The organism is Streptomyces sp. NPDC057302 (genome assembly GCF_042667685.1).
GTDB lineage: Bacteria > Actinomycetota > Actinomycetes > Streptomycetales > Streptomycetaceae > Streptomyces.
This window is the reverse complement of the sequence record NZ_JBHUZJ010000018.1, coordinates 1-24,977: the sequence shown is the minus strand read 5'-3', so window position 1 is coordinate 24,977 and position 24,977 is coordinate 1. Positions and strand designations below refer to the sequence as shown.

At 71.6% G+C, this 24,977-nt stretch carries 24 protein-coding genes and 2 pseudogenes; 12 read left to right on the top strand and 14 right to left on the bottom strand.

Translation table 11 applies throughout. The features are described 5' to 3' along the window. Window positions 1-20: 20 nt before the first annotated feature. Together ACFUPX_RS15775 and ACFUPX_RS15770 are read left to right on the top strand one after the other, a co-directional pair. Entirely contained in the window at window positions 21-1,385 is a 1,365-nt protein-coding gene (locus tag ACFUPX_RS15775; protein WP_383321530.1) for an MFS transporter, read from the top strand. A gap of 43 nt (window positions 1,386-1,428) precedes the next feature. Continuing rightward, complete coding sequence (locus tag ACFUPX_RS15770) at window positions 1,429-2,226, top strand: carbon-nitrogen hydrolase family protein (protein ID WP_383321527.1); 798 nt, start codon at window positions 1,429-1,431, stop codon at window positions 2,224-2,226. A gap of 115 nt (window positions 2,227-2,341) precedes the next feature. Here ACFUPX_RS15770 and ACFUPX_RS15765 read toward each other — a convergent pair whose 3' ends face one another. The 3 genes from ACFUPX_RS15765 to ACFUPX_RS15755 form a co-directional block, all read right to left on the bottom strand. Beyond that, window positions 2,342-2,989 carry a GntR family transcriptional regulator gene (locus ACFUPX_RS15765; RefSeq protein WP_383321524.1) on the bottom strand — a complete coding sequence of 216 codons (648 nt, stop codon included), beginning with the start codon at window positions 2,987-2,989 and terminating at the stop codon, window positions 2,342-2,344. Window positions 2,990-3,080: 91 nt separating this feature from the next. Then, on the bottom strand, window positions 3,081-3,647 hold the full coding sequence (locus ACFUPX_RS15760) for a cupin domain-containing protein (protein WP_383321522.1): 567 nt from the start codon (window positions 3,645-3,647) through the stop codon (window positions 3,081-3,083). A 202-nt stretch (window positions 3,648-3,849) separates the two neighbouring features. Continuing rightward, window positions 3,850-4,458, bottom strand: a complete 609-nt coding sequence (locus ACFUPX_RS15755; RefSeq protein WP_383321519.1) for a hypothetical protein — start codon at window positions 4,456-4,458, stop codon at window positions 3,850-3,852. Window positions 4,459-4,922: 464 nt separating this feature from the next. On the opposite strand from ACFUPX_RS15755, the gene ACFUPX_RS15750 reads away from it, so the two are divergent. Next, the gene (locus ACFUPX_RS15750; protein WP_383321516.1) at window positions 4,923-5,969 is read left to right on the top strand and encodes a hypothetical protein; all 1,047 of its coding nucleotides are present in this window, start codon (window positions 4,923-4,925) and stop codon (window positions 5,967-5,969) included. Window positions 5,970-6,065: 96 nt separating this feature from the next. On the opposite strand, the gene ACFUPX_RS15745 is transcribed toward ACFUPX_RS15750, so the two are convergent. Continuing rightward, window positions 6,066-6,557, bottom strand: a complete 492-nt coding sequence (locus ACFUPX_RS15745) for an RrF2 family transcriptional regulator (protein ID WP_383321513.1) — start codon at window positions 6,555-6,557, stop codon at window positions 6,066-6,068. 127 nt (window positions 6,558-6,684) lie between these two features. Here ACFUPX_RS15745 and ACFUPX_RS15740 point away from each other — a divergent pair, with 127 nt between their 5' ends. The 3 genes from ACFUPX_RS15740 (at window position 6,685) to ACFUPX_RS15730 (ending at window position 9,609) form a co-directional block, all read left to right on the top strand. Beyond that, the gene (locus tag ACFUPX_RS15740; protein WP_383321510.1) at window positions 6,685-7,425 is read left to right on the top strand and encodes an SDR family oxidoreductase; all 741 of its coding nucleotides are present in this window, start codon (window positions 6,685-6,687) and stop codon (window positions 7,423-7,425) included. 491 nt (window positions 7,426-7,916) lie between these two features. Beyond that, the gene (locus tag ACFUPX_RS15735; RefSeq protein ID WP_383321507.1) at window positions 7,917-8,444 is read left to right on the top strand and encodes a transglycosylase SLT domain-containing protein; all 528 of its coding nucleotides are present in this window, start codon (window positions 7,917-7,919) and stop codon (window positions 8,442-8,444) included. A 28-nt stretch (window positions 8,445-8,472) separates the two neighbouring features. Further along, on the top strand, window positions 8,473-9,609 hold the full coding sequence (locus ACFUPX_RS15730; protein WP_383321504.1) for an LCP family protein: 1,137 nt from the start codon (window positions 8,473-8,475) through the stop codon (window positions 9,607-9,609). Between the two features lie 100 nt (window positions 9,610-9,709). Here ACFUPX_RS15730 and ACFUPX_RS15725 read toward each other — a convergent pair whose 3' ends face one another. After that, on the bottom strand, window positions 9,710-10,306 hold the full coding sequence (locus tag ACFUPX_RS15725) for a DUF6417 family protein (RefSeq protein WP_383321501.1): 597 nt from the start codon (window positions 10,304-10,306) through the stop codon (window positions 9,710-9,712). A 444-nt stretch (window positions 10,307-10,750) separates the two neighbouring features. On the opposite strand from ACFUPX_RS15725, the gene ACFUPX_RS15720 reads away from it, so the two are divergent. Further along, window positions 10,751-11,155, top strand: a complete 405-nt coding sequence (locus ACFUPX_RS15720) for an ANTAR domain-containing protein (RefSeq protein WP_383321498.1) — start codon at window positions 10,751-10,753, stop codon at window positions 11,153-11,155. A 48-nt stretch (window positions 11,156-11,203) separates the two neighbouring features. On the opposite strand, the gene ACFUPX_RS15715 is transcribed toward ACFUPX_RS15720, so the two are convergent. Then, the gene (locus tag ACFUPX_RS15715; RefSeq protein ID WP_383321495.1) at window positions 11,204-12,079 is read right to left on the bottom strand and encodes an oxidoreductase; all 876 of its coding nucleotides are present in this window, start codon (window positions 12,077-12,079) and stop codon (window positions 11,204-11,206) included. Between the two features lie 125 nt (window positions 12,080-12,204). Here ACFUPX_RS15715 and ACFUPX_RS15710 point away from each other — a divergent pair, with 125 nt between their 5' ends. From ACFUPX_RS15710 to ACFUPX_RS15695, 4 genes are all read left to right on the top strand, one after another. Further along, window positions 12,205-12,873 (top strand): DNA-binding response regulator, encoded by a 669-nt coding sequence (locus ACFUPX_RS15710; RefSeq protein ID WP_383321492.1) that lies wholly within the window; start codon window positions 12,205-12,207, stop codon window positions 12,871-12,873. Between the two features lie 157 nt (window positions 12,874-13,030). Next, window positions 13,031-16,867, top strand: a complete 3,837-nt coding sequence (locus ACFUPX_RS15705; protein WP_383321489.1) for an ATP-binding cassette domain-containing protein — start codon at window positions 13,031-13,033, stop codon at window positions 16,865-16,867. Window positions 16,868-16,920: 53 nt separating this feature from the next. After that, window positions 16,921-17,340, top strand: a complete 420-nt coding sequence (locus ACFUPX_RS15700) for an ArsR/SmtB family transcription factor (protein WP_383321787.1) — start codon at window positions 16,921-16,923, stop codon at window positions 17,338-17,340. Continuing rightward, window positions 17,333-17,986, top strand: a complete 654-nt coding sequence (locus ACFUPX_RS15695) for an SRPBCC family protein (RefSeq protein WP_383321486.1) — start codon at window positions 17,333-17,335, stop codon at window positions 17,984-17,986. Before ACFUPX_RS15700 ends, ACFUPX_RS15695 begins: the two co-directional genes overlap by 8 nt. Window positions 17,987-18,108: 122 nt before the next feature. On the opposite strand, the gene ACFUPX_RS15690 is transcribed toward ACFUPX_RS15695, so the two are convergent. Beyond that, a complete protein-coding gene (locus tag ACFUPX_RS15690; RefSeq protein ID WP_383321483.1) occupies window positions 18,109-18,711 on the bottom strand; it encodes a hypothetical protein in 603 nt (200 codons plus the stop codon). After that, a complete protein-coding gene (locus ACFUPX_RS15685; protein WP_383321480.1) occupies window positions 18,708-19,364 on the bottom strand; it encodes a hypothetical protein in 657 nt (218 codons plus the stop codon). Before ACFUPX_RS15685 ends, ACFUPX_RS15690 begins: the two co-directional genes overlap by 4 nt. A 311-nt stretch (window positions 19,365-19,675) precedes the next feature. Here ACFUPX_RS15685 and ACFUPX_RS15680 point away from each other — a divergent pair, with 311 nt between their 5' ends. Then, entirely contained in the window at window positions 19,676-21,187 is a 1,512-nt protein-coding gene (locus ACFUPX_RS15680; RefSeq protein WP_383321478.1) for a helix-turn-helix domain-containing protein, read from the top strand. On the opposite strand, the gene ACFUPX_RS15675 is transcribed toward ACFUPX_RS15680, so the two are convergent. The 6 genes and pseudogenes from ACFUPX_RS15675 to ACFUPX_RS15650 form a co-directional block, all read right to left on the bottom strand. Beyond that, window positions 21,168-21,692: an Lrp/AsnC family transcriptional regulator gene (locus ACFUPX_RS15675; RefSeq protein WP_383321475.1), complete on the bottom strand. Its 525-nt coding sequence runs from the start codon at window positions 21,690-21,692 to the stop codon at window positions 21,168-21,170. The two genes, ACFUPX_RS15680 and ACFUPX_RS15675, sit on opposite strands and share 20 nt — an antisense overlap. 133 nt (window positions 21,693-21,825) lie before the next feature. Then, window positions 21,826-21,960 (bottom strand): annotated as a pseudogene (locus tag ACFUPX_RS15670) (transcriptional regulator); the annotation flags it as partial. 249 nt (window positions 21,961-22,209) lie between these two features. Further along, complete coding sequence (locus ACFUPX_RS15665; RefSeq protein ID WP_383321473.1) at window positions 22,210-22,644, bottom strand: VOC family protein; 435 nt, start codon at window positions 22,642-22,644, stop codon at window positions 22,210-22,212. A 39-nt stretch (window positions 22,645-22,683) separates the two neighbouring features. Beyond that, window positions 22,684-23,427 carry an SDR family oxidoreductase gene (locus ACFUPX_RS15660; RefSeq protein ID WP_383321470.1) on the bottom strand — a complete coding sequence of 248 codons (744 nt, stop codon included), beginning with the start codon at window positions 23,425-23,427 and terminating at the stop codon, window positions 22,684-22,686. An 81-nt stretch (window positions 23,428-23,508) separates the two neighbouring features. Next, window positions 23,509-24,618, bottom strand: a complete 1,110-nt coding sequence (locus tag ACFUPX_RS15655; protein WP_383321467.1) for an NADH:flavin oxidoreductase/NADH oxidase — start codon at window positions 24,616-24,618, stop codon at window positions 23,509-23,511. Window positions 24,619-24,681: 63 nt separating this feature from the next. Then, a pseudogene (locus ACFUPX_RS15650) lies at window positions 24,682-24,977 on the bottom strand (hypothetical protein); the annotation flags it as partial.

Genomic DNA, 24,977 nt, shown 5'->3' with positions numbered 1-24,977 from the left:
CGACGCAAGGATCGGGAAGCATGCAGCACACCCCTCAGGGCCCGGCGGCGGTTTCGCCGGACCGCTCCGGCATCCGCCGGGCCTTCTTCGCCAGCCTCACCGGGACCGCTCTGGAGTGGTACGACTTCGCGGTCTACTCCGCCGCCGCGGCACTCGTCTTCGGGGATCTCTTCTTCCCCTCGGAGGACCCCCTCACCGGCACCCTCCTGGCGTTCTCCACCTACGCCGTCGGCTACTTGTCGCGCCCGCTCGGCGGGATCGTCTTCGGCCGCCTCGGCGACGTGATCGGCCGCAAGAAGGTCCTCGTCGCCACCCTGGTCCTCATCGGCGCGGCCACGTTCCTCATCGGGGTCCTGCCCACCCACGCCACCGCGGGTGTCGCCGCCCCCATCGCCCTGGTCCTGCTGCGGTTCGCGCAGGGCGTCGGGGTCGGCGGCGAATGGGGCGGCGCGGTCCTGCTGTCCAGCGAGTTCGGTGACCCGCGCCGTCGCGGCTTCTACGCCTCGGCCGCACAGATCGGACCGCCCGCGGGAAATCTCCTGGCCAACGGCGTCCTCGCGGCCCTGGGCGTGCTCCTGACCGAGGAGCAATTCCTGTCCTGGGGCTGGCGCGTGGCCTTCCTGCTGTCCGGCGTCCTGGTCGGCTTCGGCCTGTGGATCCGGGCGAAGCTGGAGGAGACCCCGGTCTTCAAGGCCATGGAGGCCGAGGAATCCCGGCCCGAGGCGCCGATCCGCGAGGTCTTCACCACCCAGCCGCGCGCCCTGTGCGCGGCGATTCTCAGCCGGGTCGCCCCCGATGTGCTGTACGCGATGTTCACCGTCTTCGTCCTCACGTACGCCACCGACGAACTGGGCATGACCCGCGGCTCCGCGCTGACGGCCGTCCTGCTCGGCTCCTTCCTGCAGATCTTCCTCATCCCCCTGGCGGGAGCCCTGTCCGACCGGGTCAACCGCCGTCTGCTGTACGGCTGTTCCGCCCTCGCCGCGGGGGCGTGGCCGTTCGTGTTCTTCCTCGTGGTCGACGGCAGCAGCTGGATCCTGCTGGTGTGCGGAGTCGTGGTGGCACTGGCCATCCACTCCTTCATGTACGGGCCGCAAGCGGCTTTCGTGGCCGAGCAGTTCTCGCCCCGCCTGCGCTACACCGGCTCCTCGCTCGCCTACACTCTTGCGGGCCTCATCGGCGGTGCGATCGCCCCGCTGCTGTTCACCGCCCTGCTCAGTTCCTACGACAGCTGGGTCCCCCTGGCGCTCTACCTCGCCGCCGCGGCAGCCGTGACCCTCATCGGCCTCTGCCTGGGTAGGGACTCCGCGCACGCCGAGAAGGAGGACGCGCTGCTCGCCAACGCCGGAGCCGAGGCGCCGCAGACCGTGCCCGCCGCCCCCTGATGTTCGTCCCACCCGCCCTCCCGACGCCGAAAGGCGGTCCACCGTGCGCATCGCACTGAGTCAGCTCACCACCGGACCCGAGCCCACCAAGAACCTCGCGCTCATCGAGGAATGGACCTCACGCGCGGCCGACGCGGGCGCCGACGTCGTCGTGTTCCCCGAGGCGTCGATGGCCTGCTTCGGTACCCCCCTCGCGCCCGTCGCCGAACCCCTGGACGGCCCTTGGGCCACCGCGGTCCGCGCCATCGCCGAGTCGGCGGGCATCACCGTCGTGGCGGGCATGTTCACTCCGGCTCCCGGCGGCCGGGTGGCCAACACGCTGCTGGCCACGGGCCGCGGCACCGAAGCGACGTACGACAAGATCCATCTCTACGACGCGTTCGGCTACGCGGAGTCCGACACCGTCGCCGCCGGGTCGCAGGTCGTCACGATCGACGTGGACGGCGTCCGCCTGGGCCTGGCCACGTGCTACGACGTGCGCTTCCCCGAACTGTTCCGGGCGCACGCCGACGCCGGGGCCACCGCGACCCTGCTGGCGGCCTCCTGGGGCGCGGGCCCCGGCAAGATCGATCAGTGGGAGCTGCTGGTGCGGGCCAGGGCGCTGGACGCCACGCTGTGGGTCGCGGCCGTCGGCCAGGCCGATCCGGCGACCGGGGGAGTCGAGCCCCGAGGCGCGGCGCCCACCGGAGTCGGGCACAGCATGCTCGTCGGCCCGGACGGGACCGTACGCCACCGCCTGGGCGCCGAGCCGGAACTCCTGCTGACCGAGATCGACGCCGACGAGGTCGCGGCGGTCCGCGAGAAGATCCCGGTGCTCGCCAACCGCCGGCTGGGGACCTGAACCGAGCGGACCGAACCCCCAACTCCCGCTGCCCGTCCGGCCGGAGGGCTCCCGCCAGAGCCCTCCGGCCCGACGGTGTGTGTCGGCGGACCCGAGAATCCGCCCGCCCGTCCGCCTACCCGGCGAGCAGCACCTTCAGCGTCGACTCCAGGTGGCTGTCGATCGCGGCGCACGCGGCCTGCGCGTCACCGGCCGTGAGCGCGTCCACGATCGCCTGGTGCTCGTGAAGGACCGCTTCCTGGCGGCCCTGCTGGTTGTACAGGGCCACGACGCCGGCCCGCACCTGGCGGCTGCGCAACCCCTCGTAATGCCGGTCCAGGAGTGTGTTGCCCACGGCCGAAACGAGCGCCGAGTGGAACAGGTGGTCCACGTCGATGAACTCCTTGGCCTGGTCGGGGCCGCTGAGCACGCGCTGCCGCTGCAGGAACGCGCCCAACTCCCGCACCGGAGCCACCCCTGTGCCGATGACGTGCTGCGCCGCGTACCGCTCGACGATCCCGCGGAGTTGCATCAGCTCGGTGATCTCACGCCCCGACAAGGGAGACACCCGCGCACCGCGCTTGGGCACCAGATCGACCAGGTCCTCGGCGGCCAGGAGGAGCAGCGCCTCGCGGATCGGGGTGCGAGAGACGCCGATCCGATTGGCGATGTCCTGCTCCGAGAGGAACTCGCCCTGCATCGCCGGGTCCGTCAGCACCGTGTCCTTGAGGTACGCGTACGCCTTCTCCCGACCCGATGCCACCACTACCCCCAGAGATCGCATACACCTTGTATACGGAAGTTACCACGTGGTTCGAAGCATCGCGGGGCCTTGGGCGAAATCGAGGGCCGTCACCGTCGGGAAGCCCTCGCCGTCAGCCCTCCGCGCGCTCGGCGGCGGGTTCGCTGCCCAGGACGTAGAGCTCCGGCAGGTTCACCACGATCGCCTCCTGCGTGCTGCGGGCGATGACCACGACGGCCTCGGCGTCGGGGCTCGGGTTCTCCTCGCGGTGCGGGACGTATGGAGGGACGAAGATGTAGTCGCCCGGAGCCGTGCGGATCCGGATCTCCTCGGGCGTGCCGCCGGAGTCGTCAAGGAAGACGAACTCCGGGTGCCCCTTGATGACGTGGATGGCCGTCTCCGACGCCCCGTGGTGGTGGTTGGAGGACGCGGTGTCCGGGGCGACGTGGGTCTGGCCCATCCAGATGCGCTCCGAACCGACGCTCCCGCCGCTGATCGCGGCGAAGCGCCGCATGCCGCCCGTCTGCGCCGTGTCGCCGTCGAGGGCGTCGGCGCGGATGTGGTGGAGGCGGGCGCCGAGCGGCAGGGAGCCGGCGCCGTGGCCCGGGAGGTCCGGGTGGAACGCGTCGCGTCGAGCGGCGGCGGCCGACTCGTCGTCGGAAGGCGAGGGCGAGGGTGAGGGCGTGGTGTGCGGGGCCATGGGAATCCTGCTCGTCGGGGCGGGCCGAGACGGCCGGGCTGAGATGGGGCGGGCCGAAATGGGGTGGGCACGCAGCCGACGGACGACGTGCCCCAGATCCTTGGCCGACGCTAGGGAGCGGGGCGAATCGACGTCAAGGCGTGCCCCCCCGTAACGGTCAACTCCCGCGCCGCTGAGAGCGAGTGGCGGGGTGAGGCCGCGCTCAGGTAGAGGCGGGGACGGCGTACGGGGTGACTTCGCAGTGGTCGACCGAGTCGACCAGACCCTCGCCGCCGATCTCCACCCGGGTGGTCGCCTTGCCCTTCCCGGCCACCCTGACCTCCTCGCTCTTTTCGGTGATCGTGATGCCGCCGGCGTCCACGAAAGTGACCGACACCAAGAAGCGGCCCGTCTTCTCGTTGCCGTTCGTGACCTTGATCGTCGCGTACGGGGCGGTCTTGGTCGCGCAGCTCACCAACGTGGCCTTCGCGTCCTTCATCCGCTCGCCGCCCGGGGAGCTGGAGGAGGTGGAGCCGTTGTTCGGCCGCCGGTTGTAGGTGCCGCCGCTGGTGCTGCTGCTTCCGTCGCCGCTGCTGCCGTACGCGTCGTCATCGTCGTCGTAGCGCGACCCTGATGTCGTCGATCCGGACGACCCGGAGCTGGTGGACGACGAACTGTCGTGGTTCTGGCTCGAACTGCTGCAGCCGCCTCCGCCGCCCCCGCCGTGGCGACTGCCCCCGCCGTGGCCCCGGCCCGTCGTGAAGCCGGTCAGCGCGAGTGCCGACAGCACCAGTGTTGCCGTGACCTTGAGTGTGCGCCCCCGATTTGTCATTGGATCATCGTACCCGCGGCAGCGGTCAACTCCGGCCGCGGCGGCAGCGGTTAGGGCCTGACCTCATAGGAGTACGGGTCGGTCACCGGCGGATGGGCGCACGGTACGGCTCTCGGCGTAAATGAAATTCATGGTCAATGGAGCGCCGGGGGCGGTGCGGTCCGGTTCCCCCCGTCACTTCCTACGGGCCGGTGATCGATGACGACCGCCCGGCGACTTCTCCGGTGGCGGGGTGAAAGAAGCGTGCATAGAACGGGATACACGTACACCTGTGGGATGAGGACGTCCCGCTGAAATGGAGAGTCGAAATGGCCGCTGAGTCATTTTCTGCCGCGGGGGATCCTTCCGGGTCCGGCGAACCTTTGGTTACGACGTCGGTTCACTGGGGCACCGCGCAACTCGGCGCCCCGACCCGTGACCAGCCTGCCCCGTGGCCCCAGGCAGTCGACCACGACACCGACGACGTGCCCCCGGAACCGACCGCGCCCGACGTCGGCGGTGGGCCCGCGCGACACGCGGCCCCCGAAGCCGACGACGGCCGGCCAAAACCGGTGGCTCCCGACGCCGACGACGAGGCCGTGCAAGAGCTCATACGTGTCGCCGTGGTGTCCAGGCCCCTCGACGACGTCGTCGACCTCGTCACCCTCCTGGAGCAGTCACCTGACGGCGTGACGACCGCCGCCTCGGTACTGCGTCTGGCCGCGGTGGCCCGCTCCGTCGACGACGTCACCCGGCTGGTGGAACTGCTCGGTCCGCCGAAGCACTCCGCCGAGCACATGGACGAGGCCATCCGGCACGCGGTCGAGGAGCGGCCCATTCCGGAGGTGAGCCGCCTCGTCCACCTGCTGTCGCGCCCGCCCCACGATCCGCACAGCGGCGCCGAGGCGGTGCAAGCCGCGGGCACGGCCAGGTCCGTCGAGGATCTGATGCAGCTGATCGGCAGGCTGAGGGAACACAAGGACATCGACATCGACAGCGCCGGGGCCGGGGTCACCGGGACCCAGGCCGCGTTCGAGGCCGAGACCCCGCAGGCGCCGTCCGCGCCGCCCGCCGAGGCCGCCCACGCCGCGCCCGCTCCTGCCGACGCGGTCGCGCAAGCACCCGGCGGTACGCCGCTGGTCTGGCTGCGTCGCGCGGCGGGCGTACTCCTCCTGCTCTGTGCGGCGGCTCATTTCCCGCTGAACTGGTCGGACGCACCCAGCCTCGGCCTGCCGGCGGCGCTCGGCGTCTCCATCGTCTGCGCCCTGGCCGGCGTGACGCTGTTCCTGAGCGCGTCGCCGGTCGTGGCCGTGGTGAGCACCTTGGTGGCCGGAGCGCTGGCCGTCGGCCACCTCGTGGACGACCGGGTCGACTCCACGACGCTCGCCTACGTGCTGCGGCCCGACGGAGTGACCGCGCCCATCCCGGCGCTGTCCGCGGTGGTGGCCGCGCTGGCCTCACTGCTGGTCGTGGCCTTCACGGTTGCCGGTCTCAGGGCCGCGGCCAACCGGGAACCCGCCCCGCGCGGCTAGGCGTACGCACGCAGTTGCCCGCGCCCGTCGACGACACCGTCGATGGGCGCGAGCGCTGCGCCGGACCGGCGGTCGAGGCCGGAGCCTCGCTTGCCCTCAGCCGTCGGAGACGTTCGCCGCGTCGAGCCACGTACCGATGCTCGGCAGCGCCTGGGGCCCGCTGTCCTGCTCCACCGAGCCGACCAGGTCGGCGATGGAGACCGACTCCAGCGACGCGCGCCAGGCGGCGTCGGCCGCACTCATCGCGCGGGCGATGGGGCACTGCTTCGTGCAGTCCTCGGGCGGCGTCCCGAAGGGGCCGCGCTGACGGATCTCGGTGCACGTGAACGCCGGGCTCGCCCCGTCGACGGCCTGCACCACGTCCAGGACCGCGATGTCCGAGGCCGGCCTGGTCAGTACATATCCGCCGGTCTTGCCCTGGATGGACTTCACGAGGTCCGCCCGGGACAGGGCCTGCATCTGTTTGGCCAGGTAGCTGGGCGAGACGTCGTGCAGCTGCGCCAGCCGGGCAGCCGGGACCGGCTCGGTTGCCGCGGTCAGCACCACACAGCAGTGCAGTGCCCATTCCACGCCGCCGGACAGTTTCATACGCCCTCCCAGTTGACTCGGACACAGGCTATCCGAGTATTATCTCGGACATCAGATATCCGAGTTTGAGTGGCCTCAGGCAACCTCTGGGGCGGCAGAGGAACTCGGTCCACAGAAGGGCACGAGCATGAACATCACGGTCATCGGCGGTACCGGACTGATCGGTTCGCAACTCGTCTCCCGGCTTCGCGAGGCAGGCCACGAGGTGGTCGCCTCATCCCTGTCCACCGGAGTCGACCTGCTCACCGGAGAGGGCCTCGACGAGGCGCTCAAGGGCGCGGACACGGTCGTCAACGTGTCGAACTCGCCCACGTTCGACGAGGCATCCCCGGACTTCTTCCGCACCACCATGGGGCAGCTGCTGGCCGCGGGGGAGCGCGCCGGCGTCCGCCATCAGGTCACCCTGTCCATCGTCGGCGTCGACCAGGTGCCGCAGCTGGACTACTACCGCGCGAAGACGCTCCAGGAGGAGCTGCTGCGGCAGGGCCCCACCCCGTACTCGATCGTGCGCGCCACCCAGTTCTTCGAGTTCATGGACGCGGTGATGTCCTGGACCGCCGACGAGGAGACCGTCCGGCTGCCCGCCACGCGCATTCAGCCCATCGCGACGGCCGAGGTGGTCCAGGCCCTCGCCGACGTCGCGACCGCCCCGCCGCTCAACGGCACGCTCGACGTCGCCGGCCCCGACGTCTTCCGGCTCGACGAGCTCGGCCGCATCACGCTGGCGGCCCGTAAGGACAGCCGAGACGTCGTCGTGGACGAGAAGGCGGGCATGTTCGCCGCCGTCGACGGTGACGTGCTTGTCGCGGGACCCGACGCGCGCGTGGCCGCGACCCACTACGAGGACTGGCTCGGCACCACTCGCTAGCGGCCCGCGTGCTCCCGCACGCATGCCCCGGCTCCCCGGCGCGCACGAAGCGCACCGGGGAGCCGGGGCTTTGTGCTGGAGGCGTGGGGGCTGTGAAGCGGCTGACCTGCACCTTCGCGGTGAGATCGGCCTGGTGGGGCGCCGAGTCGGCCGGGTGAGGCCTCAGAAGAGGTCGTCTACCCCACTGGCACCGTTCTCAAGCTCCTCGGAGCCGAAAAACACCGCCGAAGCTGTGAGCCCACCCATAGGAGCCACGTCACATGCTAACGACGGTAGTAGTCCCGGCGGGGCGCCCGCGGTGGGCCGTGGGTCTCTTGTAGGGCCTCTGACCAGGGCGTCCTGCGTACCGGGGTAGTACGTCACATGATTGCGTCCCGCTCGGGCCAGCGCTAACCCTTGCTGAAGTTCCGGAGAGCCGGGATCGCACCGGGCGAATCTCGCTCGCGTCGACCAGGCCCTCCATCCCCTTCGCATTGGAGAGTCACCCCCGCATGGCCACCACCCAGACGCAGACCAGCACCAGCCGCACCACTCGACTGCGCAAGATCTCCGTCGCGGGCATCGCCACCGCCGGTGCCGCTGCCGCGGCCCTCACGTTGATCCCCTCGCAGGCCCAGGCCGCCGAGCCGACCGCGGCGAGCGCCAAGGCAGCCCAGGCGGCTCAGGCGGCCAAGGCCGCCGCGGACGACAAGAACTACGGCAACAACCTCGACGGGTGGATCCGCGAGTCCCTCGACATCATGAAGGACAAGGGCATCCCCGGGTCCTACGAGGGTCTGCACCGCAACATCATCCGCGAGTCCGCGGGTAACCCGAACGCGCAGAACGGCTGGGACGTCAACGCGCAGAACGGCACCCCGTCGAAGGGCCTGCTCCAGGTCATCCAGCCGACCTTCGACACGTACCACGTGTCGGGCACCCCCAATAACCTGACCGACCCGGTCGCCAACATCACCGCGGCAGCCAACTACGCCGCCGACAAGTACGGCTCGATCGACAACGTCGACTCCGCCTACTGAGCAACCGGTCAACGAAAAGGGGCAGCGCATGCCGCACGAGAGCGGTGACGAGCAGCAGGCGCACATGGCCGACGGCCCCGCAGTGCCCGACTACGGGCCCGCCCGTGTACGGGGCTCCCGGCGCAAGCCGCGGAAGAAGACTCTGCGCTACGTCGCGTGGGGCGCCCTGGGAGCGGTCCTGATCGGCGGAGGCGGTGTGGCCTACGCCTGGCAGCACCTCAACGGCAACATCCAGGGCACGGACATGAACGCGGCCCTCGGGCACGACCGGCCCAGCCAGCAGAAGAACGGCTCGATGAACATCCTCCTGCTCGGGTCCGACTCCCGGGCGGGAACCCACGGCAAGTACGGCAGCGGCGTCAGCGGCGCGCGCGCCGACACGGCGATGGTCCTGCACGTCGACAAGACCCACAAGAAGGCTTCGGTCGTCAGCATTCCGCGCGACACGATGGTCGAGCGGCCCCAGTGCGCCAAGACGCACGGCGGCAAGGCGGCCGGCGCGCAGCAGGCGATGTTCAACTCGTCCTACCAAGTGGGCGGACCGGCGTGCACCGTGAAGACGGTCGAGAAGATGTCGGGCGTCCGCATGGACCACTACCTCGAAGTCGACTTCAAGGGATTCCAGAAGCTCATCGACGAGCTCGGCGGCGTGGACATCACCACCCGCAAGGCGATCCACGACCCCAACAGCGGTCTCGCCCTGAGCTCCGGCAAGCACACCCTCAAGGGCAAGCAGGCACTGGAGCTCGTGCGCACCCGGCACGGCGTGGGCGACGGCAGTGACCTGGGCCGCATCCAGCTCCAGCAGGCGTTCATCAAGGCGCTGATCCACCGCGCCGAAACCGTCGATCCGCTGGGCAGCCCGGCCAAGTCGTACGACCTGGCGGACACCGCGACCAAGACGATCAGCGCCGACTCCGAACTGGCGTCCGCGGACAAGCTCCTCGGTCTGGCCAAGGAGCTGAAGGGCATCAGCCCCGACCGCACCAACATGGTCACCATGCCGGTCACCTACGACTCCCAGGACTCGGGACGCGTCCTGCCGCTGGACAAGGCGTCGCACAAGGTATGGACCGCTCTGCGCGAGGACCGGCCCATCCCGAAGTCCGCGACACAGGACTCGGTGGGCGACAAGACCGACTCGCCGGTGACCGCGGGTACCTGACCCGGGCGGCGCCCGGCAAGGTCACGGTGGTCATGGGCTCGCTGCCCGGCGTTCCCACGGCACACGGCTCGATGTCGGACTCGACGTCGCCGGACAGCAGTCAGCCGAAGCGATCGCCGGGCAGCCCGGCGGCCTCGTCGCGCTCCGGTGCCTGCGGGGCCATGGAGTCGGAGATGGGCAGCAGGGCAGGGGGCGTATAGGTCACCCCGTACACCCGGGCGAAACGGTTGGCGGCCGCCGCCGAGCCACCGAGCCGTTCCAGAAAGAACGCGCGCGCCATCGAGTCCATCTGCTCACCGCTCACGTACACGACCCATCGGTTGGACGCCGCGTTGAAGCGGGCCGAGTCCACCGCCGATTCCAGCCCCGGAGCGGGCCCGCACCGCAGTCGTCCGGCCAGGGCGAGGAACCGCCTCAGGGCGTCCAACTCCGAGCGGCGCAGGCCCACCAACTGCAGGCCGGGCGCGGGAGCATCTACGGTCGGCGGAGCCGCCCGCATCTGGGCGTAGAGGAGCGCATCCCACCCGTCGTCCGTCAGCTGCACCGCCCAGTTGATCGGCCTGCCGGCCCTCGCCGATAGCTCCGCCCGGTCCTCGCGGTGCGCCACCCGGGCCAGCCCGAGTTTCACCAGGGGGCCCGTGGTACGTCCGTCGAGTCCGGGCCCCGCCGCGGCCCATCCATCGGTTGTGCGCTGCACGTCAGCCACGTATCGCAGCAGCACGTCATGCCCGGCCGAGCGCCGCATCCCTGCCCCTCCCGCCAAACGGTGCGTTGCGGCGACGCTAGCGTGCGGGCCTGCCTGTAGGGGTGCTGTTGAGGTGGTCTACGCCCGAATCGGGGTGCGGCCGGAGACAGTCGAACATGCGCTCTTGCGAACGGGCGGACGTGCCGCACCCGCCGCTTGCGTGGCCGACTTGGGCCTGCCCGAGCAGGTGGTCGGCGCTGCACTTGTTTGAGATCAACGCAGATGGCTACTCGATCACTGCGAATGCGCAGCGCTGTGCGAACGTAGGCGCCGGTCGGTTGGGACAGACAGCCACCGGCGCTGTCGCATGCACGGAAACAACAAACTCTGGCCATGGATGTGTGGGATCTGCGATGCTCACCTCAGCAGCAGTCCTGCCGACGCGACAGTGGCGGCGTGAGCAGACGAGAGGCAGAGCGGGTGGCTTCCTCATCGGACTCCCTCAACACACCGGCGCTGAACCCCCCTTGCGATCGCGTCCCCGAGCCGCAGGCTCCCGACGCCGATTGCGCGGATGAGGCCGCCGAGATCAAGGCGCTGCGCACCGAGGTCAACGACCTGCACCGCGCCATGGAGTCCCACCCCTCCATCGACCAGGCGCGGGGCATGCTGATGTCGCTGGGCCCGTGCACCGCGGACGAGGCGTGGGGGATTCTCGTCGAGGTGTCGCAGAACTCCAACACCAAACTGCGAGCGGTGGCGGACGAGTTGATCGCCACGACGGAGGGCGAGCCGCTGCCCGGCGCGATCCGCACGGCGCTCGGCGAGGCGCTGAGGAAGCGGCAGGAAGCCGCGGGCTGAGCCGGGCCGTCGCACTCGGGCTGCCAAGCCCGTCAGCCCGTCACGGCATCAGGCCTGCAGCTCGGCGAGGTCGGCGGCGTCGAGGCGCAGACCTGCCGCGGCGAGGTTCTCGGTGAGGTGGGCGGGCGAGCCGGTGCCGGGGATGGCCAGCATGTTCGGAGAGCTGGCGAGCAACCAGGCGAGGGCGACCTGAGCGGTCGTCGCGTCGTGCCTCTTGGCGACCTGTGCGAGACGGTCGTGCTCGATCGGATCGAAGCCGCCACCGAGAGGGAAGAACGGGACGTAGGCGATTGCGTGTGCCTCGCAGCGCGCGAGCACGGCGGCGTCATCGGGACGATGCACGTGATACTGGTTCTGCACCGCGACGACCGGCGCGATGCCCCGCGCCTCGTCGAGCTGCGCCACGTCGACGTTGCTGACCCCCAGGTGGCGAATCAGTCCCTCCTCGCGCAGCTCGGCCAGCGCCGCGAACCGGTCGGCCACGCTCTCGCCGCCCGGCTCGCTCATCCCCCCGACCCGCAGGTAGACGAGGTCGAACCGGTCGAGACCGAGGGCGCGCAGATCCTCGGTCACCAGCTCGCGCAGCTGCTCGGGACCGGCCTGACCGGTGGGCATGCCGTCCGCTCCGCGCAGCGGGCCGACCTTGGTGGCGATCAACAGGTCGGCCGGGTAGGGCGCGAGCGCCGTGCGGATCAGGTCGTTGGCGCTGACTTCACCCCGGGCGTAGAAACCGGCCGTGTCGATGTGGTCGACACCCGCCTCGACTGCCTGCCGCAGGACAGCGACACCGGTCTGCGGGTCGCGGGCAGGACCGGTGAACGTGCCTGCCGCCAGGCGCATCGCGCCGAAGCCGAGGCGGTTGACGCGGCGGTCGCCGCCGAGCATGAACTGGCCGCTCGCCGCGGCCGTGATCTGTGTGGTCATGGCCCTACCCTCGACCCGCCAGGCCCCGCCGGCGACCGGATGGCAACGTTTTGCCAAGAGTGTGAGGACGGGCGGGAACACGGCCGGGAGCACCGGTGTGCGCCGGACTGAGTGACACTGGGAGGGTGACCGACACCACGACGACGACCGTGCACGGCGAGAGGGCGTTGGCCGAGCGGACCGCCCAGCTCTTCGGCGAGACGACGCGGGAGTTCTTCTGCGCCGCCAACGACCTGCACACCTGGACGCGGCCGGAGGCCAGAGAGACGATCGTGCGGCGCCTGCGACCCCGGACCGCGGACGGCATGGTCGTACGCAAGCTCTACACCCCCGCGGTGCTGGCCGACGAGGAACAGCGGTTGCACCTGTTCGGCATCGAGGCGGCAGGCGGGCAGGTGCGCCTCCGCGCCGCGGCGCTGCCGCACGAGACGATCATCATCGACCGCCGGGTGATGATCCTCGCCGGCCGCAACGGCGCCCGCGGGCGCGAGTTCACGATCACGACCGCACCGGCCCTCGTCGGCGGCGTCCACGCCCTGATGTGCGCGACGTGGGACGCGGGCACCCCTCTCGCGGACTACCTGCGGCGCGAGACCGAGGGCCTGGACGCCCATTCGCTCGCCGTGCTGCGAGCGCTCGCGGACGGGCTCACCGACGCCGTGGGCGCGCGCCGCGTCGGCATGTCCGTACGGACCTACCGCAGGCGGATCGCGGAGTTGATGACCGCGCTGGAGGCCGACTCGCGGTTCCAGGCCGGCGTCAACGCGAGCCGCCGCGGCCTCACCGGCAGCTGACTTTCACCTGGCGGCGCCTGGGACATCAGGTCCTGGCCTCCACGCGGTGACCCCGGCGACCGGCCGCGTCCGGTCGCGGCCGGGACCGCCGCTCCGCCGCCCGCCTCCTCTGTGAGCATCGTCCTCCCGACGGTGGCGCGCGGCTCTGGAGGCAGGGATGCGTACGTGGCAGGAATGGACCGCAGCAGTGCGCCTGTTGTGGCGGTCCGGGCCCCGGCACACGGTCGCACTCGCCGCGGTCGTGGTCTGCGCGGCGCTCACCGGACCGCTCATCGTGGTCGTGACCGGACAGCTCGTGGGGGCGCTGCCCGGAGCCGTGGAGGAGGGCGCGGGGTCGGCCGAGGCCCGGCGCGCGCTGGTCGCGCTCATCGCGTTCGGGGCACTGGCCCTCGTACGCACGGGACTTCGCGCCCTGGAGAGCGGGCTCGCGGCGGTGCTGCGGCTGCGGGCGGCCAGTGTGGTGGAGGACCGGGCCATCGCGGCCGGGACCGGCCCGGACGGCATCGGGCACCTCGAAGAGCCGGGCTACGCCGACACGCTGCGCCTGGCCACCGAGCAGGGCACCCGGCCCGATCAACTCGCCTCCCTGCTGCCCGAGATCGTACGTCCGAGGCTCGAAGGGGTCGGTCTGCTCGTCCTGTTGGCGCCGCTCGCCTGGTGGGCGCCGCTCCTGCTCGGGCTCGCCGCGGTGCTGACCTACCGTTCCTATCTCCGCCTGTCGCGCCAGGTGCACGGCAGCATGGAGGCGGCGAGCGCGGTGATCCGGCGGGCGGGCTACCTGCGGTCGCTGACCGTGGACCCCGAACCGGCCAAGGAGATACGTGTCTTCGGGCTCGGTGACTGGCTCGCCGACCGGATGACGGCTGTCTGGCAGTCGGGCATGGCCAGGGTCTGGGCCACCCGCGGGAGCGCCGCGCGCAGGGCCTATGGCGCCGTCGGGTTCGTGGTCCTCGCGGAGGGCGCGGTCCTCGGGTACGCGGCCTTCGGCGCCGCCCGCGGCGACCTGGGGCTCACCCAGCTCGTGATCAGCACTCAGGCGGCGCTCGCGCTGCCCGCGCTCGGCTGGGTCGGCGACGACGACCTGATGGTGCGTGACGCGCTGCTGGGGCTGCGATCGCTTGCCGCGCTGGAGTCGCGGGGGACCGCGGACAAGGGCGCGGGGCCTGCCCGTGGGCCGGGGGCCTGCGTCGACGCGCGGCGGCCGGGAGCGAACGGGCGCCTGAGCGGCCAGGCCATGGCGGTCCGCGGCCGCGTTGCCTTCGAATCCGTGGACTTCACCTACCCGGGAACGGAAAGGCCCGTACTGCGTGGGCTCGATCTGGAGATCCCGGCCGGGACCTCCGTGGCGATCGTCGGGGCGAACGGTTCCGGCAAGACGACGCTGATCAAGCTCCTCGCGCGGCTGTACGAGCCGGACGCCGGGCGCATCACGGCGGACGGCGCGGACGTGCGGGAGTGCGACGCGCGGCAGTGGCGCCGAGGAATCTCCGTCGTCTTCCAGGACTTCGTGAAGTATCCGCTGACGCTGCGCGACAACGTGGCGATGGGCGCCCCGGACATCGGCGGCGACGACCCGCACACCCTGGAGCGAGCCCTGGAGCGCGCCCTGGAACTGGCCGACGGCGGCGACCTGCTCAACAGGCTGGGGGCGGGCTGGGACACCGTGCTCTCCCGGCAGTTCGCGGGCGGCGCCGACCTGTCCGCGGGCCAGTGGCAGAGGGTGGCGCTCGCCCGCGCGCTGCTGGCCGCACGGTCGGGGGCCGTGCTCGTCCTCGACGAGCCCACCGCGCACCTCGACGCGAGGGCGGAGGCCGACTTCTTCGACCGGTTCCTGACGGTCGGCGGCGGCGCCACCACGATCCTGGTCTCGCACCGCTTCTCCGGCGTACGCAAGGCCGGTCTCATCCACGTCATGGACGGCGGGCGGATCGTGGAGAGCGGCACACATGATGCGTTGATGGCGCTGGGCGGCAAGTACGCCCGGATGTACCGGCTGCAGGCGCAGAGGTTCGAAGGCGACGACGCGGGCCCCGGCGCTGTCGGCGGTTTCGGTCCCCGGGACGGCGCCACTGCCGCGCCCGTGCGATCCGGTGCCGCCCGCCCGGTGGAGCGCGAGATACCGGAAGACCCCGACGGCGCAGACCCCCCTGAGGGGTCCGAAGGCGGCTGGCGCAGCGTGCTCGACGCGCTGCGCACCCTGGTCGTCGAGTCCTTCCGGGAGTCCTGGAAACTCGCCGTGCTCGGGCTGCTGCTCGTGCCCGCCGCCGCCGGGCTCGCGGCTCTGCAGGCCCTGTGGCTGCGGTCCCTGGCCGAGGGCGCGGAACAGGGGCTGCTGGAATCCACCGTGACGGCGGCGCTCCTGCTCGTGGTGAGCCTCGGCGTGTGGGAGGCGGTCGAGCTGGCGGCCATCGGGGCCAGGATCGGGCTCAGCGAGCGCGTGGGCTTCGCCTTCGACCGCTTGCTCGCCCGCATCGCCGCGGGCATCCCCGGCCTTCGCCACCAGGAGTCGCCCGCGTTCCAGGACCGGCTCCACCTGCTGCGCGACCGCACCCTGGCCATGGGCGCCCTGCTCAACTGGGTGCTCAACCTGCTCGAACAGCTCGGCGGCTTCCTGGTGACCGCCGCGCTCCTGGCCACCGTCCACCCCGCCTTGCTGGTGCTGCCGCTCATCGGCGCGCTCGCCCTGCGTCTGCAGGTCTCCGCCCGCGGTGTCGTCGCCCGCGCCCAGGAGGCCACGGCAGCCGACTACCGGCTCGCCGCACGCCTTGCCCGCCTCGCCACCTCACCGGATGCCGGAAAGGAACTGCGCGTCTTCGGAGCGGGGCCCGAACTGTGGGCCAGAGTGCGCGAGTTGCGCAGCCGTGCGGACGGCGTCACGAGCCGGGCGCAGTGGCGGTTCGCCGCGATCGGATGCGTGGCCGGACTGCTCAACTCGCTCGGTCTGATCGGTGCGGTCGCCTTCGTCGTACATCTCGCGGTGACCGGCCACACCGGCCTCGGCGCGGTACTGCTCGCAGTCGTCCTTGCCGGACGGTTCACCGGCCACGTAGGCGGACTCGTGCAGGCCACGGGGGCCGTCGTCGAACTCCTGCAGAGCGCCGAGCGGTTGCGCTGGCTGCGGACGTACGCGGAGCGGGCGAGCCTCGCGCCGGCGGTGAGCGCCCCGGGGATCGCTCCGGGCGTCGAGTGGGCGCCGGTGCCGTCGCGGCTGAGGCAGGGCATCGCCGTCGAAGGGCTGTCCTTCCGCTATCCGGGCACGGCGGCCACCACCCTGCGGGACGTCGCGCTGCGGCTGCCCGCCGGGGGAGTGGTGGCCCTGGTCGGCGAGAACGGCTCCGGAAAGACCACCCTGGTCAAACTGCTCTGCCGGATGTACGAGCCGACGCTGGGCCGGATCACGGTCGACGGAGTGCGCCTCGACGCCCTCGCCCCGGAACGGTGGCGCGAGCGGATCGGCGCCGCCTTCGAAGACTTCGTACGCTTCGAATTCCTGCTCCGCGAGACGGTCGGCGTCGGGGATCTGTCGCGGATCGCCGACCCGCCTGCGGTCTCCGGCGCTCTTCGCCGGGCCGGTGCCGCCGACCTGACCGGCACACTGCCGGAGAGGTTTGAGGCCCAGCTGGGCAGCCGCTGGGAGCGCGGGACCGACCTGTCCACGGGACAGTGGCAGAAGCTGGCGCTCGCGCGTGCGCTGATGCGGCAGGCCCCGCTCCTGCGCATCCTGGACGAGCCGACGGCCTCCCTGGACGCGGAGACCGAGCACATCATCTTCGAGCGCTACATCGAGGCCGCGCGCCGACCGGGGCCGCACGGCGGCCGTCCGGACACGGTCACGCTGCTGGTCTCGCACCGCTTCTCGACCGTGCGCAGCGCCGACCTCATCGTCGTACTCGACCACGGCCGGGTCGCCGAGACGGGCAGCCACGAGGAACTGCTCGCGCGGGGTGGCCTCTATGCGCGGATGTACGGGCTCCAGGCGCGCGCCTACCGGTGACGGTGCGGACTCCGACATATAAGCATTGGCTTATATAAGGAGAGGGTGGCATGCTGGGGGGCGTGCACGCATTCGATGTGTTGAGCGATCCGGTCCGGCGTCGCATCCTGGAACTGCTCGCCGAAGGCGAACAGACCTCCGGGGCGGTGACCGCCGTGATCCGGGAGGAGTTCGCGATCTCCCAGCCGGCCGTGTCCCTGCATCTGCGCGTCCTGCGCGAGAGCGGGTTCACGACGGTACGTGCCGAGGGCGCCCGGCGGCTCTACGCCGTCGACGCGGCGCCGCTGCGCGAGGTGGACGCCTGGCTCGAGCGCTTCCGCGGCTTCTGGGAACAGCGCCTGGACGCGCTCGGTACGGAACTCGCCCGGGGCAAGCGGGCCCGGCGACCGCACGGCGGCACACCAGGGGGCGGAAACCGTGGTGCGCGGCGACGCACTGCCCCGAACGAGAACGAGGAGACCCCCGGTGACTGACACCGTCGGCCAGATCAACGCCATGCACCGCCGGCTTCGGGACACCGAGACGCCCAAGGGCACCGGCCGCAGCATCATCATGCGCCGCACCTTCGACGCCGGCGTCCACGACGTCTGGGAGGCGTGCACCGATCCGGAGCGCCTCGGCCGCTGGTTCGCGCCCGTCACGGGCGAGATGAAGCTCGGCGGCCACTACCAGGTGGAGGACAACGCGGGAGGCGAGGTGCTGCGCTGCGAGCCGCCCGGGCTGCTGCGGGTCAGCTGGATCTTCGGGGAGCCCAAGGAGGGCGAGCACAGCGAGGTGGAGGTGCGCCTGACGCCCGAGGGCGAGGACCGCACCGTCTTCGAGCTGGAGCATGTGGCCATCGTCGACCCGGAGTTCTGGGACACCTACGGCCTCGGTGCCACCGGCGTCGGCTGGGACCTGGGCCTGGTCGGCCTGGCCGCGTACCTCGCCGAGGGCGAGGCGTTCGACCGCGAGGCGACGCAGGCGTGGAGCGAGTCCGATGAGGCCCGGACGTTCCTGGCCGCCAGCAGCGAGGCCTGGGGGAAGGCGAACGCGGCGTACGGGACGCCCGCGGAGACCGTCGCGGCGATGACGTCCGCCACCACGGACTTCTACGTGCCGCCGGCCTCTGGGGCGTAGTCCTGCGGGGTGCCGGCCGCCTGCGTGGCGGCGGCGCCTCACACCCCGCGAAAGGAGCGCCGGCCCGGGCCGGCGCTCCTCCGTACTGCCCACGGTCTATCCACGGATCTGCCCACGGACGACTACGCGGCGGCGTCCCGCGCGATCACCCACGCCGGGTCCCGCGGCTCCACCTTGTTGGCGAAGGCCACGAGCTGCGTGTACGCGGCCAGGTCGGCCATCGCGGACTGGATCCGCGGCAGCACGGTGTCCGCCGCCGGGGCGTCGATCCGCTCCAGCCAGTCACCGATCAGCGCGGCCACGGCGAGCGTGCGGTCACGCATGTCGTGGCAGATGCCGAGCGGGCCGCCCGTCGTGGCCTGCCGGGTGAACGCCTGCCACAGCTCGGCCGCGTGCGGCACCGCGCCGAGGCTGATTCCCGAGCGGTAGAGCCGGTCGTAGTCGAGCCTGCTGTACCACGCGGCGGTCTCCGGGGTGAGAGTGCCCTTGACGAGGATGTCGGCCACCTGGGCCAGCATCCGGGCGGCGCCGTCGAGCCGGTCGCGCGCCGCCGCGGCGTACACCGCGGCGCCGGCCACCCCGTCGCCGTGCTCGGCGAGTTCGAGGGCCCTGCACAGCTCACTGGTGGCCGCGGTCACCTCGGTGCCCGCTGCCTGCGCGAGCTGCTTCTTGCTGCGCAGATCCTCCTCACTGAGGCTGAGGAGCTTGTTGCAGACTGCGCTCATATCCTGGTGCTCCTTTCGTGCCCGGTGCCTGCGACGGCGACGGCGCCGGGGGCCATGCCGAGGATGTTGACGACGGCCAGGGCCTGACCGTAGATCCGGATGCGGTCGAACCCGGTGAGCAACTGCCAGGCCAGGCGCTGCCAGTCGGCGGGACCGGCGGCGGTGGCCTGGGCCGCGAAGCCCTCGAGCTCCGCGGAGAAGCCGGTCAGCTCGGTCACGAAGTGGCCGAACGCCGCCTCGTCCCCGCCCTCTTCGTAGCGCCGCGCGACAGCCTCGATGGCGCCCTGGTCCAGCTGGACCAGGTCCGCGTCGCGCGCGGTGCCGAGCGTCTCGCGCACGGCCGCGGTCCCGCCGCCCGCGACCCGCAGCCGCTCGTCGTGGACCGGGTAGAAGCCCAGCTCCTGGGCGACGCGGTGCGAGGTGCGGTACTCCACCAGCGCGGCCCGGACGGCGGCGGCAGCGCAGCGCACCCGCAGGGCGGCCTGGCGCACGTCGTTCAGTTCCAGGTCGGAGTGCATCAGGTGCAGCTCACTGCCCGCCCGCATGAAGTGGGCCGAGCCGGTGGCGATGGGACCGTCCACGCGCTCGTACAGAGACTGGTCGGCCACGCTGCCGTCAGGCAGGTTGGGGGCTTTGTTGCAGACCCTACTCATATAGGTCGTGCCTCCTTGGTTGTCCGATGTCGGTTGTCAGGTGTCGGTTGTCCGGTGTTGCGACGCTCGGCCCGCGGTATTCGCCGGGAAGCCGCACCAAACCGGAGGGCGGTATTCCACGAATGCCGTAGTGACAGCCGGTGCGGTGCCCGGTCGCCGGTACGCGGGATCCGAGCGGTAGAGGGATGCTCGCAGCGCGTCCCGGGCGGCGATCCGCGAAAGCGGGCACCACCGGACAGATCCGGATGGCCTCGGCCAGGCGACGCCCACTCTTGGTCGCCCGGCGCGAACCGGTGCGGAGGGTGCGAACCATGCCAGGGGGAACGGGGGCGGCGGGACACCCGCCGGACGGGGGAGCGCGGGCGGCGGCGGACGTCGGCCCGGTCGAATCCGTGGACACGGCCGATGCGTTGGCCGCACTGCTGCGGCAGTTGCGCAGACGCGCCGCGCGCAGGGACGGGGGCGCCCAGCTCACCTACCGTCAGCTGGCGGCGCGAACGGGCTGGGCACATGGGGTGATCGGCGACTACTTCGCGGGCAAGACCCTTCCACCGACGGACCGCTTCGACACCCTGGTCCAGCTGCTCGGCGCCACCGGCCGCGAGCTGCGCCTCCTTGCGACGGCCAGGGACCGGGTGGAGGAAGCGCGCCGCTCGCGCACGGCTGCCAACGGCCGGGCGGGCCCGCCCGGGATGAACGGCATGAACGGCATGAACGGCATGAACGGCACGGACGGCGCTGACGGTGCCGGCCGTCCGTCGGCCGTGCCACGCCAGTTGCCCGCGGACATCCCCGAACTCCCCGGCAGGGAAGGGGAGCTGGCGGCGCTCGACGTGCTCCGTCCGATGCCGCGGGGCAGCGGTCCTCTCGTGGTCGCGCTCGACGGCCCCGGCGGCGTCGGCAAGTCGGCGCTCGCCGTGCACGCGGCGCACCGGTTCGCCGAGCGGTACCCCGACGGCCAGCTCTACGCCGACCTGCGCGGCTCACGCCACGACGAGCATCCCGTGCCGCCCTTCGTCGTCCTGCGGCGTTTCCTCAGTGCCCTGGGGGCGCCGAGGCCGACTCCCGTCAGCGAGGCGGACGCGGCGGCGGCCTACCGCACGCTGCTCACCGAGCGACGGATGCTGATCGTCCTCGACAACGCCCTGGACGCGGCCCAGGTGCGTCCCCTGCTGCCCGCGGCGCACGGCTGCGCGGTCCTCGTCACCAGCCGCGGTGTCCTCGCCGCCCTGAACGGCGCCGTCCACCTCCATCTGACGCCCCTGCCGCCCCCGGTGTCCGTCGAGGTGCTCGGCCTCTGGGCGGGGCCGGGGCGGCTGACCGCCGAGCGCGGCGCCGCCGAGGCGGTCGCGCAGCACTGCGGTCACCTCCCGCTCGCCCTGCGCATCGCGGGCGCCCGCCTGGCGGCACGCCCCCGCTGGCCGGTGCGGGAACTCGCCGACCGGCTCGCCGACCCCGCGCGGCGCCTGGCGGAACTGTCCTTCGCGGATCTGGACATGCGGGAGGCTCTGGAGGCGGGGCACCGGGAGCTGCTGGCCCGCGGCCCCACCGGCCGGACCGCGGCGCTCGCGCTGCCGCTACTGGCCGGGGAGGAGGGCGAGTTGACGGTGGCGAGGGCGGCGGCGACGACCGGTGGGGCGCGCTCGGCGACCGAGGTGATCCTGGAGCAGTTGGTCGACGTGCAGTTCCTGGAGTCCCCGGCGCCGGGCCGCTACCGCTTCCACCCGCTCACCCGGCTGTTCGCCCTGCGACCGGCGGTCGGTGACACCCTGGGTGGCCGCCCGGTCGCGAGCGCGAACCGCTTTATCCGTCCCAGTAGTTGAGCGGCGCCGACCCCACGCTGTGCCCTCTGCGGTCGAGCACCCGCCCCACGTGCTTGACCGTGCGCAGCACCACGGCGCGCTCGGTGATCCTCAGATCCAGGTGCGCGAGGCGGCTGTTGAGCAGTGCCTCGGTGGTGTGGACCTCGGACAGGGTGGGCAGCCAGGTGTCGAGCATCAGGTTGTGCGCGCCCGCCGTGACGCTGTACATGCGAAGGCCCGGCAGGGTCCGCAGCGCGCTCACCGTCTCGTCGAGATGCTGGGCCGGCACCGAGCCGAAGTAGACGACCGAGACGGGACATCCGGTCAGCGGCCTGGCCGGCGCGCAGCGCAGCGAGACCCGCCCGGTGCCGGTCAGGACGCGCAGCCGGCGCCGGAGGGTCGCGGCGGACGCCCCGACGGTCCCGGCCAGCTCGGTGAGGGGCATCCGGCCGTCGGTGCCGAGCGCGAGCACGATTGGGCGGTCGAGGGGCCGCAACGGCTCGTCGGGCAGCGCGTGCCGCTCCACGGCGAGCGCGCCGCGCTGCTGCCGGGTGAGGCAGCGCAGGCGCCACGAGGCCCCCCTCGAAGGGCGCCGCGGTGATGACGTGGCTGCGTACGGCGCGTACTCCCGGCAGTTGCGACAGGCGCTCGCCGGAGAGCCTGGCGAGGCCGTCGAGGTCCGCGGCGGCGACGATCGCGAGCAGATCACGCCCGCCCGAGGTCTGCTCGAGGCTCAGCACCTGGCGGTCACGGGCGAGTTGGCCGAAGGTGTCCTCGCTCAGCCGCCCGTCCATATTTTACTTTTCCAGTACTTCGGTGATGGCGATGTGGTCAGTGCCATAGGTCGGTTTCGACATGTTCCGTCTCCAGTCTGAGGTTGCGGCGCACGTGCGCCGAGCAGGGTGGGACGTGGGTCAGGTTGCGTCGGCGGCCATGTGACCGAGACCTGCGCTACGCCTGTCCGGGTAGGTGAGCCACCCGCCCATTAACGGCTGGGTACCTGCAATGCGTTCACGGCCGCGGCGCGACGTAGGGCCCTGGCGTCATGGCGTAGCGAACACCTGGGAGTCGTCGGCGAACGCCTTGAACTCCAAGGCGTTGCCGGCCGGGTCGAGCAGGAACATCGTCCACTGCTCGCCGGTCTCGCCTGCGAAGCGCACGTAGGGCTCGATGACGAAGTCGGTGCCCGCGGCGCGCAGCCGGTCGGCGAGCCGGTGGAAGGCGTCGATGGTCAGGATCAGCCCGAAGTGCGGTACGGGGACGTCGTGGCCGTCGACCGGGTTGTGTATCTGTTCGGTGCGGGCCGGGGCGAGGTGGGTGACGAACTGGTGGCCGTGCAGGTTCCAGTCCACCCAGGTGTCGGCGCTGCGGCCCTGTGTCAGGCCGAGCGTCTCACCGTAGAAGCGGCGGGCGGCGTTCAGGTCGTCGACCGGGACGGCGAGGTGGAAGCGGGGAATGGGGGAGGCGGGAACGGACATGGGTGGTGTTCCTTCCGAGCGGCGTGGAGTGCCTGGCGCTTACCAGTTCTGACGGGTGGGGGAGATGATCAGGTCGTTGACGGTGACGTCGGCGGGCTGGTCGAGGGCGTAGACGACGGCGTCGGCGATGGCCTCGGGGCTGATCGCGATGGCGTTGAGCTCCTGGGCGGCCTTGCGTCCGGCAGGGTCGGTGACCTTGTCGGCCCAGCCGGTGTCGATGACGCCGGGGCTGATCGTGGAGGCCTTGATGCCCTGGTGGACGCCGAGTTCCCTGCGCATGGACTCGGTGATGGCCTGCACGAAGAACTTCGTCGCGCTGTAGACACCGGCGCCGTCGCCGACCTGGTGGCCGGCCACCGAGTCCATGTTCAGGATGTGGCCGGACTTCTGGCGGAGCATCACGGGCAGGACGGCGTGGACACCGTTGAGGTAGCCCCGGATGTTCACGTCGAGCATCCGGTTCCAGTCGTCGAGCGCGAGGTCCTTCCAGTACGAGAAGAGCATCAGTCCGGCGTTGTTGACGAGGACGTCGATACGCCCGTAGGTGGCGAGGGCGAAGTCGGCCAGTGCCTGCATGTCGGCGGCGTCGGTGACGTCGGTGAGCCTTGCGGCTGCGGTGCCGCCGGCCTTTTCGATGTCGGCGACCAGCTGGTCGAGGTCTTCCTGGCCGCGGGCGGCGGCGACGATCGTGGCGCCACGGGCGGCGAGGGCCTTGGCACTGACGGCGCCGATGCCGGAGGAGGCGCCGGTGATGACGACGACCTTGTCCTGCAAGTGGTTCATGGGGATCTCCCGGTGCGGTGGTTCAGCGCACCTCCCCTGAGGGCGGCGCGGCGGAGTCTGTAGCTGTACGGGGTAGGGAGGTCAGTGCTTGCGGCGCTTGACGGCGTAGGCATACTGGTCCGGCCAGGTCGGCTCGGCGCCGAGCGTGAGCGCGGCGTGCTGGGCCCAGTAGGGGTTGCGGAGCAGTTCCCGGCCGAGGAAGACGGCGTCGGCCTGCCCGCCTGTGATGATGTCCTCGGCCTGCTGCGGCTCGGTGATGATGCCGACGGTGGCGGTGGGAATGCCGGCCTGGTTGCGGGCCTGGTCCGCGAAGGGCACCTGGTAGTTCGGCCCGGCGACGATTTTGGCGTCGCGGACCATGCCGCCGGTGGACACGTCCACCAGGTCAACGCCGTGGGCGTGGAGTTCCTTGGCGAGGCGGACGGTGTCCTCCCCGGTCCAGCCCTCGCGCTCGTCCTCCGGGTTCTCGGTCAGCCAGTCGGTGGCCGAGGTGCGGAAGAACACCGGCAGGTCCTCGGGCCACACCGCGCGGACGGCGTCGACGACCTCCAGGGCGAAGCGGATCCGGTTCTCGAAGCTGCCGCCGTAGGCGTCGGTGCGGTGGTTGGAGGCCGGGGAGAGGAAGGAGTTGATCAGGTAGCCGTGGGCGCCGTGCACGTCGACCACCTGGAACCCGGCGGCCAGCGCGCGCCGGGCGGAGTCCGCGAAGTCACCTACGAGCTGCTGGATCTCCTCCACGGTCAGCTCGTGCGGGACGGCCAGTCCGTCGTACGCGACCGGGCTGGGGGCGACGGGCTGCCAGCCGTTCTCGTCCTCGGTCAGGTAGCGGTCGGACAGCCAGGGCTTGTCCACCGACGCCTTGCGGCCGGCGTGCGCAAGCTGGATGGCAGGGACGGCGCCGTGGGCTGTGATGGCCTCGGTGATGCGGGTGAACGCCTCCTGCTGACGGTCGTTCCACAGGCCCAGGTCCCAGGGGCTGATGCGCCCGTCGGGCCGCACGCCGGTGGCCTCGGCCATCACCAGACCGGCGCCGCCGGCGGCACGGGAGGCCAGGTGGGTGAGGTGGAAGTCGGTCGGTGCGCCGGTGTCCGGGCCTTCGGGGGCGGCGGAGTACATGCACATCGGGGACATCCAGACCCGGTTGGGTATCTGAAGGGATCGCAGGGTGAGGGGGGTGAACAGGGAACTCATGCGGGGGGTGCTTCTTTCGTGCTGGGTGGTTGATGACAGTGCGGGGTTTGCTGCCGTCGGAGGTCAGGCGATGATCGTGTGGAGGCCCGCGATGGCCGGGGCGTAGGCCGCTTCGAGGACCGCGGTGGCTTCCTGGGCGGTGGTTCCCGGGGCCGGGTCGAAGGTGGCGTGCCAGCTGAGGAAGGCGCCGCCCGTGTCGGCGACGGGCTGGACGTGCAGCGTCGAGCGGTAGCCGCGGACCGGCAGCGGTGCCTCGACTACGCGGTGGCCATCAGGCGGGCAGACGGGTGTCGAGGACGAAGTTGGTCTCGATGAGCTGGCCGGGGAAGAACAGCGAGGCCACGCCGATGGTGCTGCTG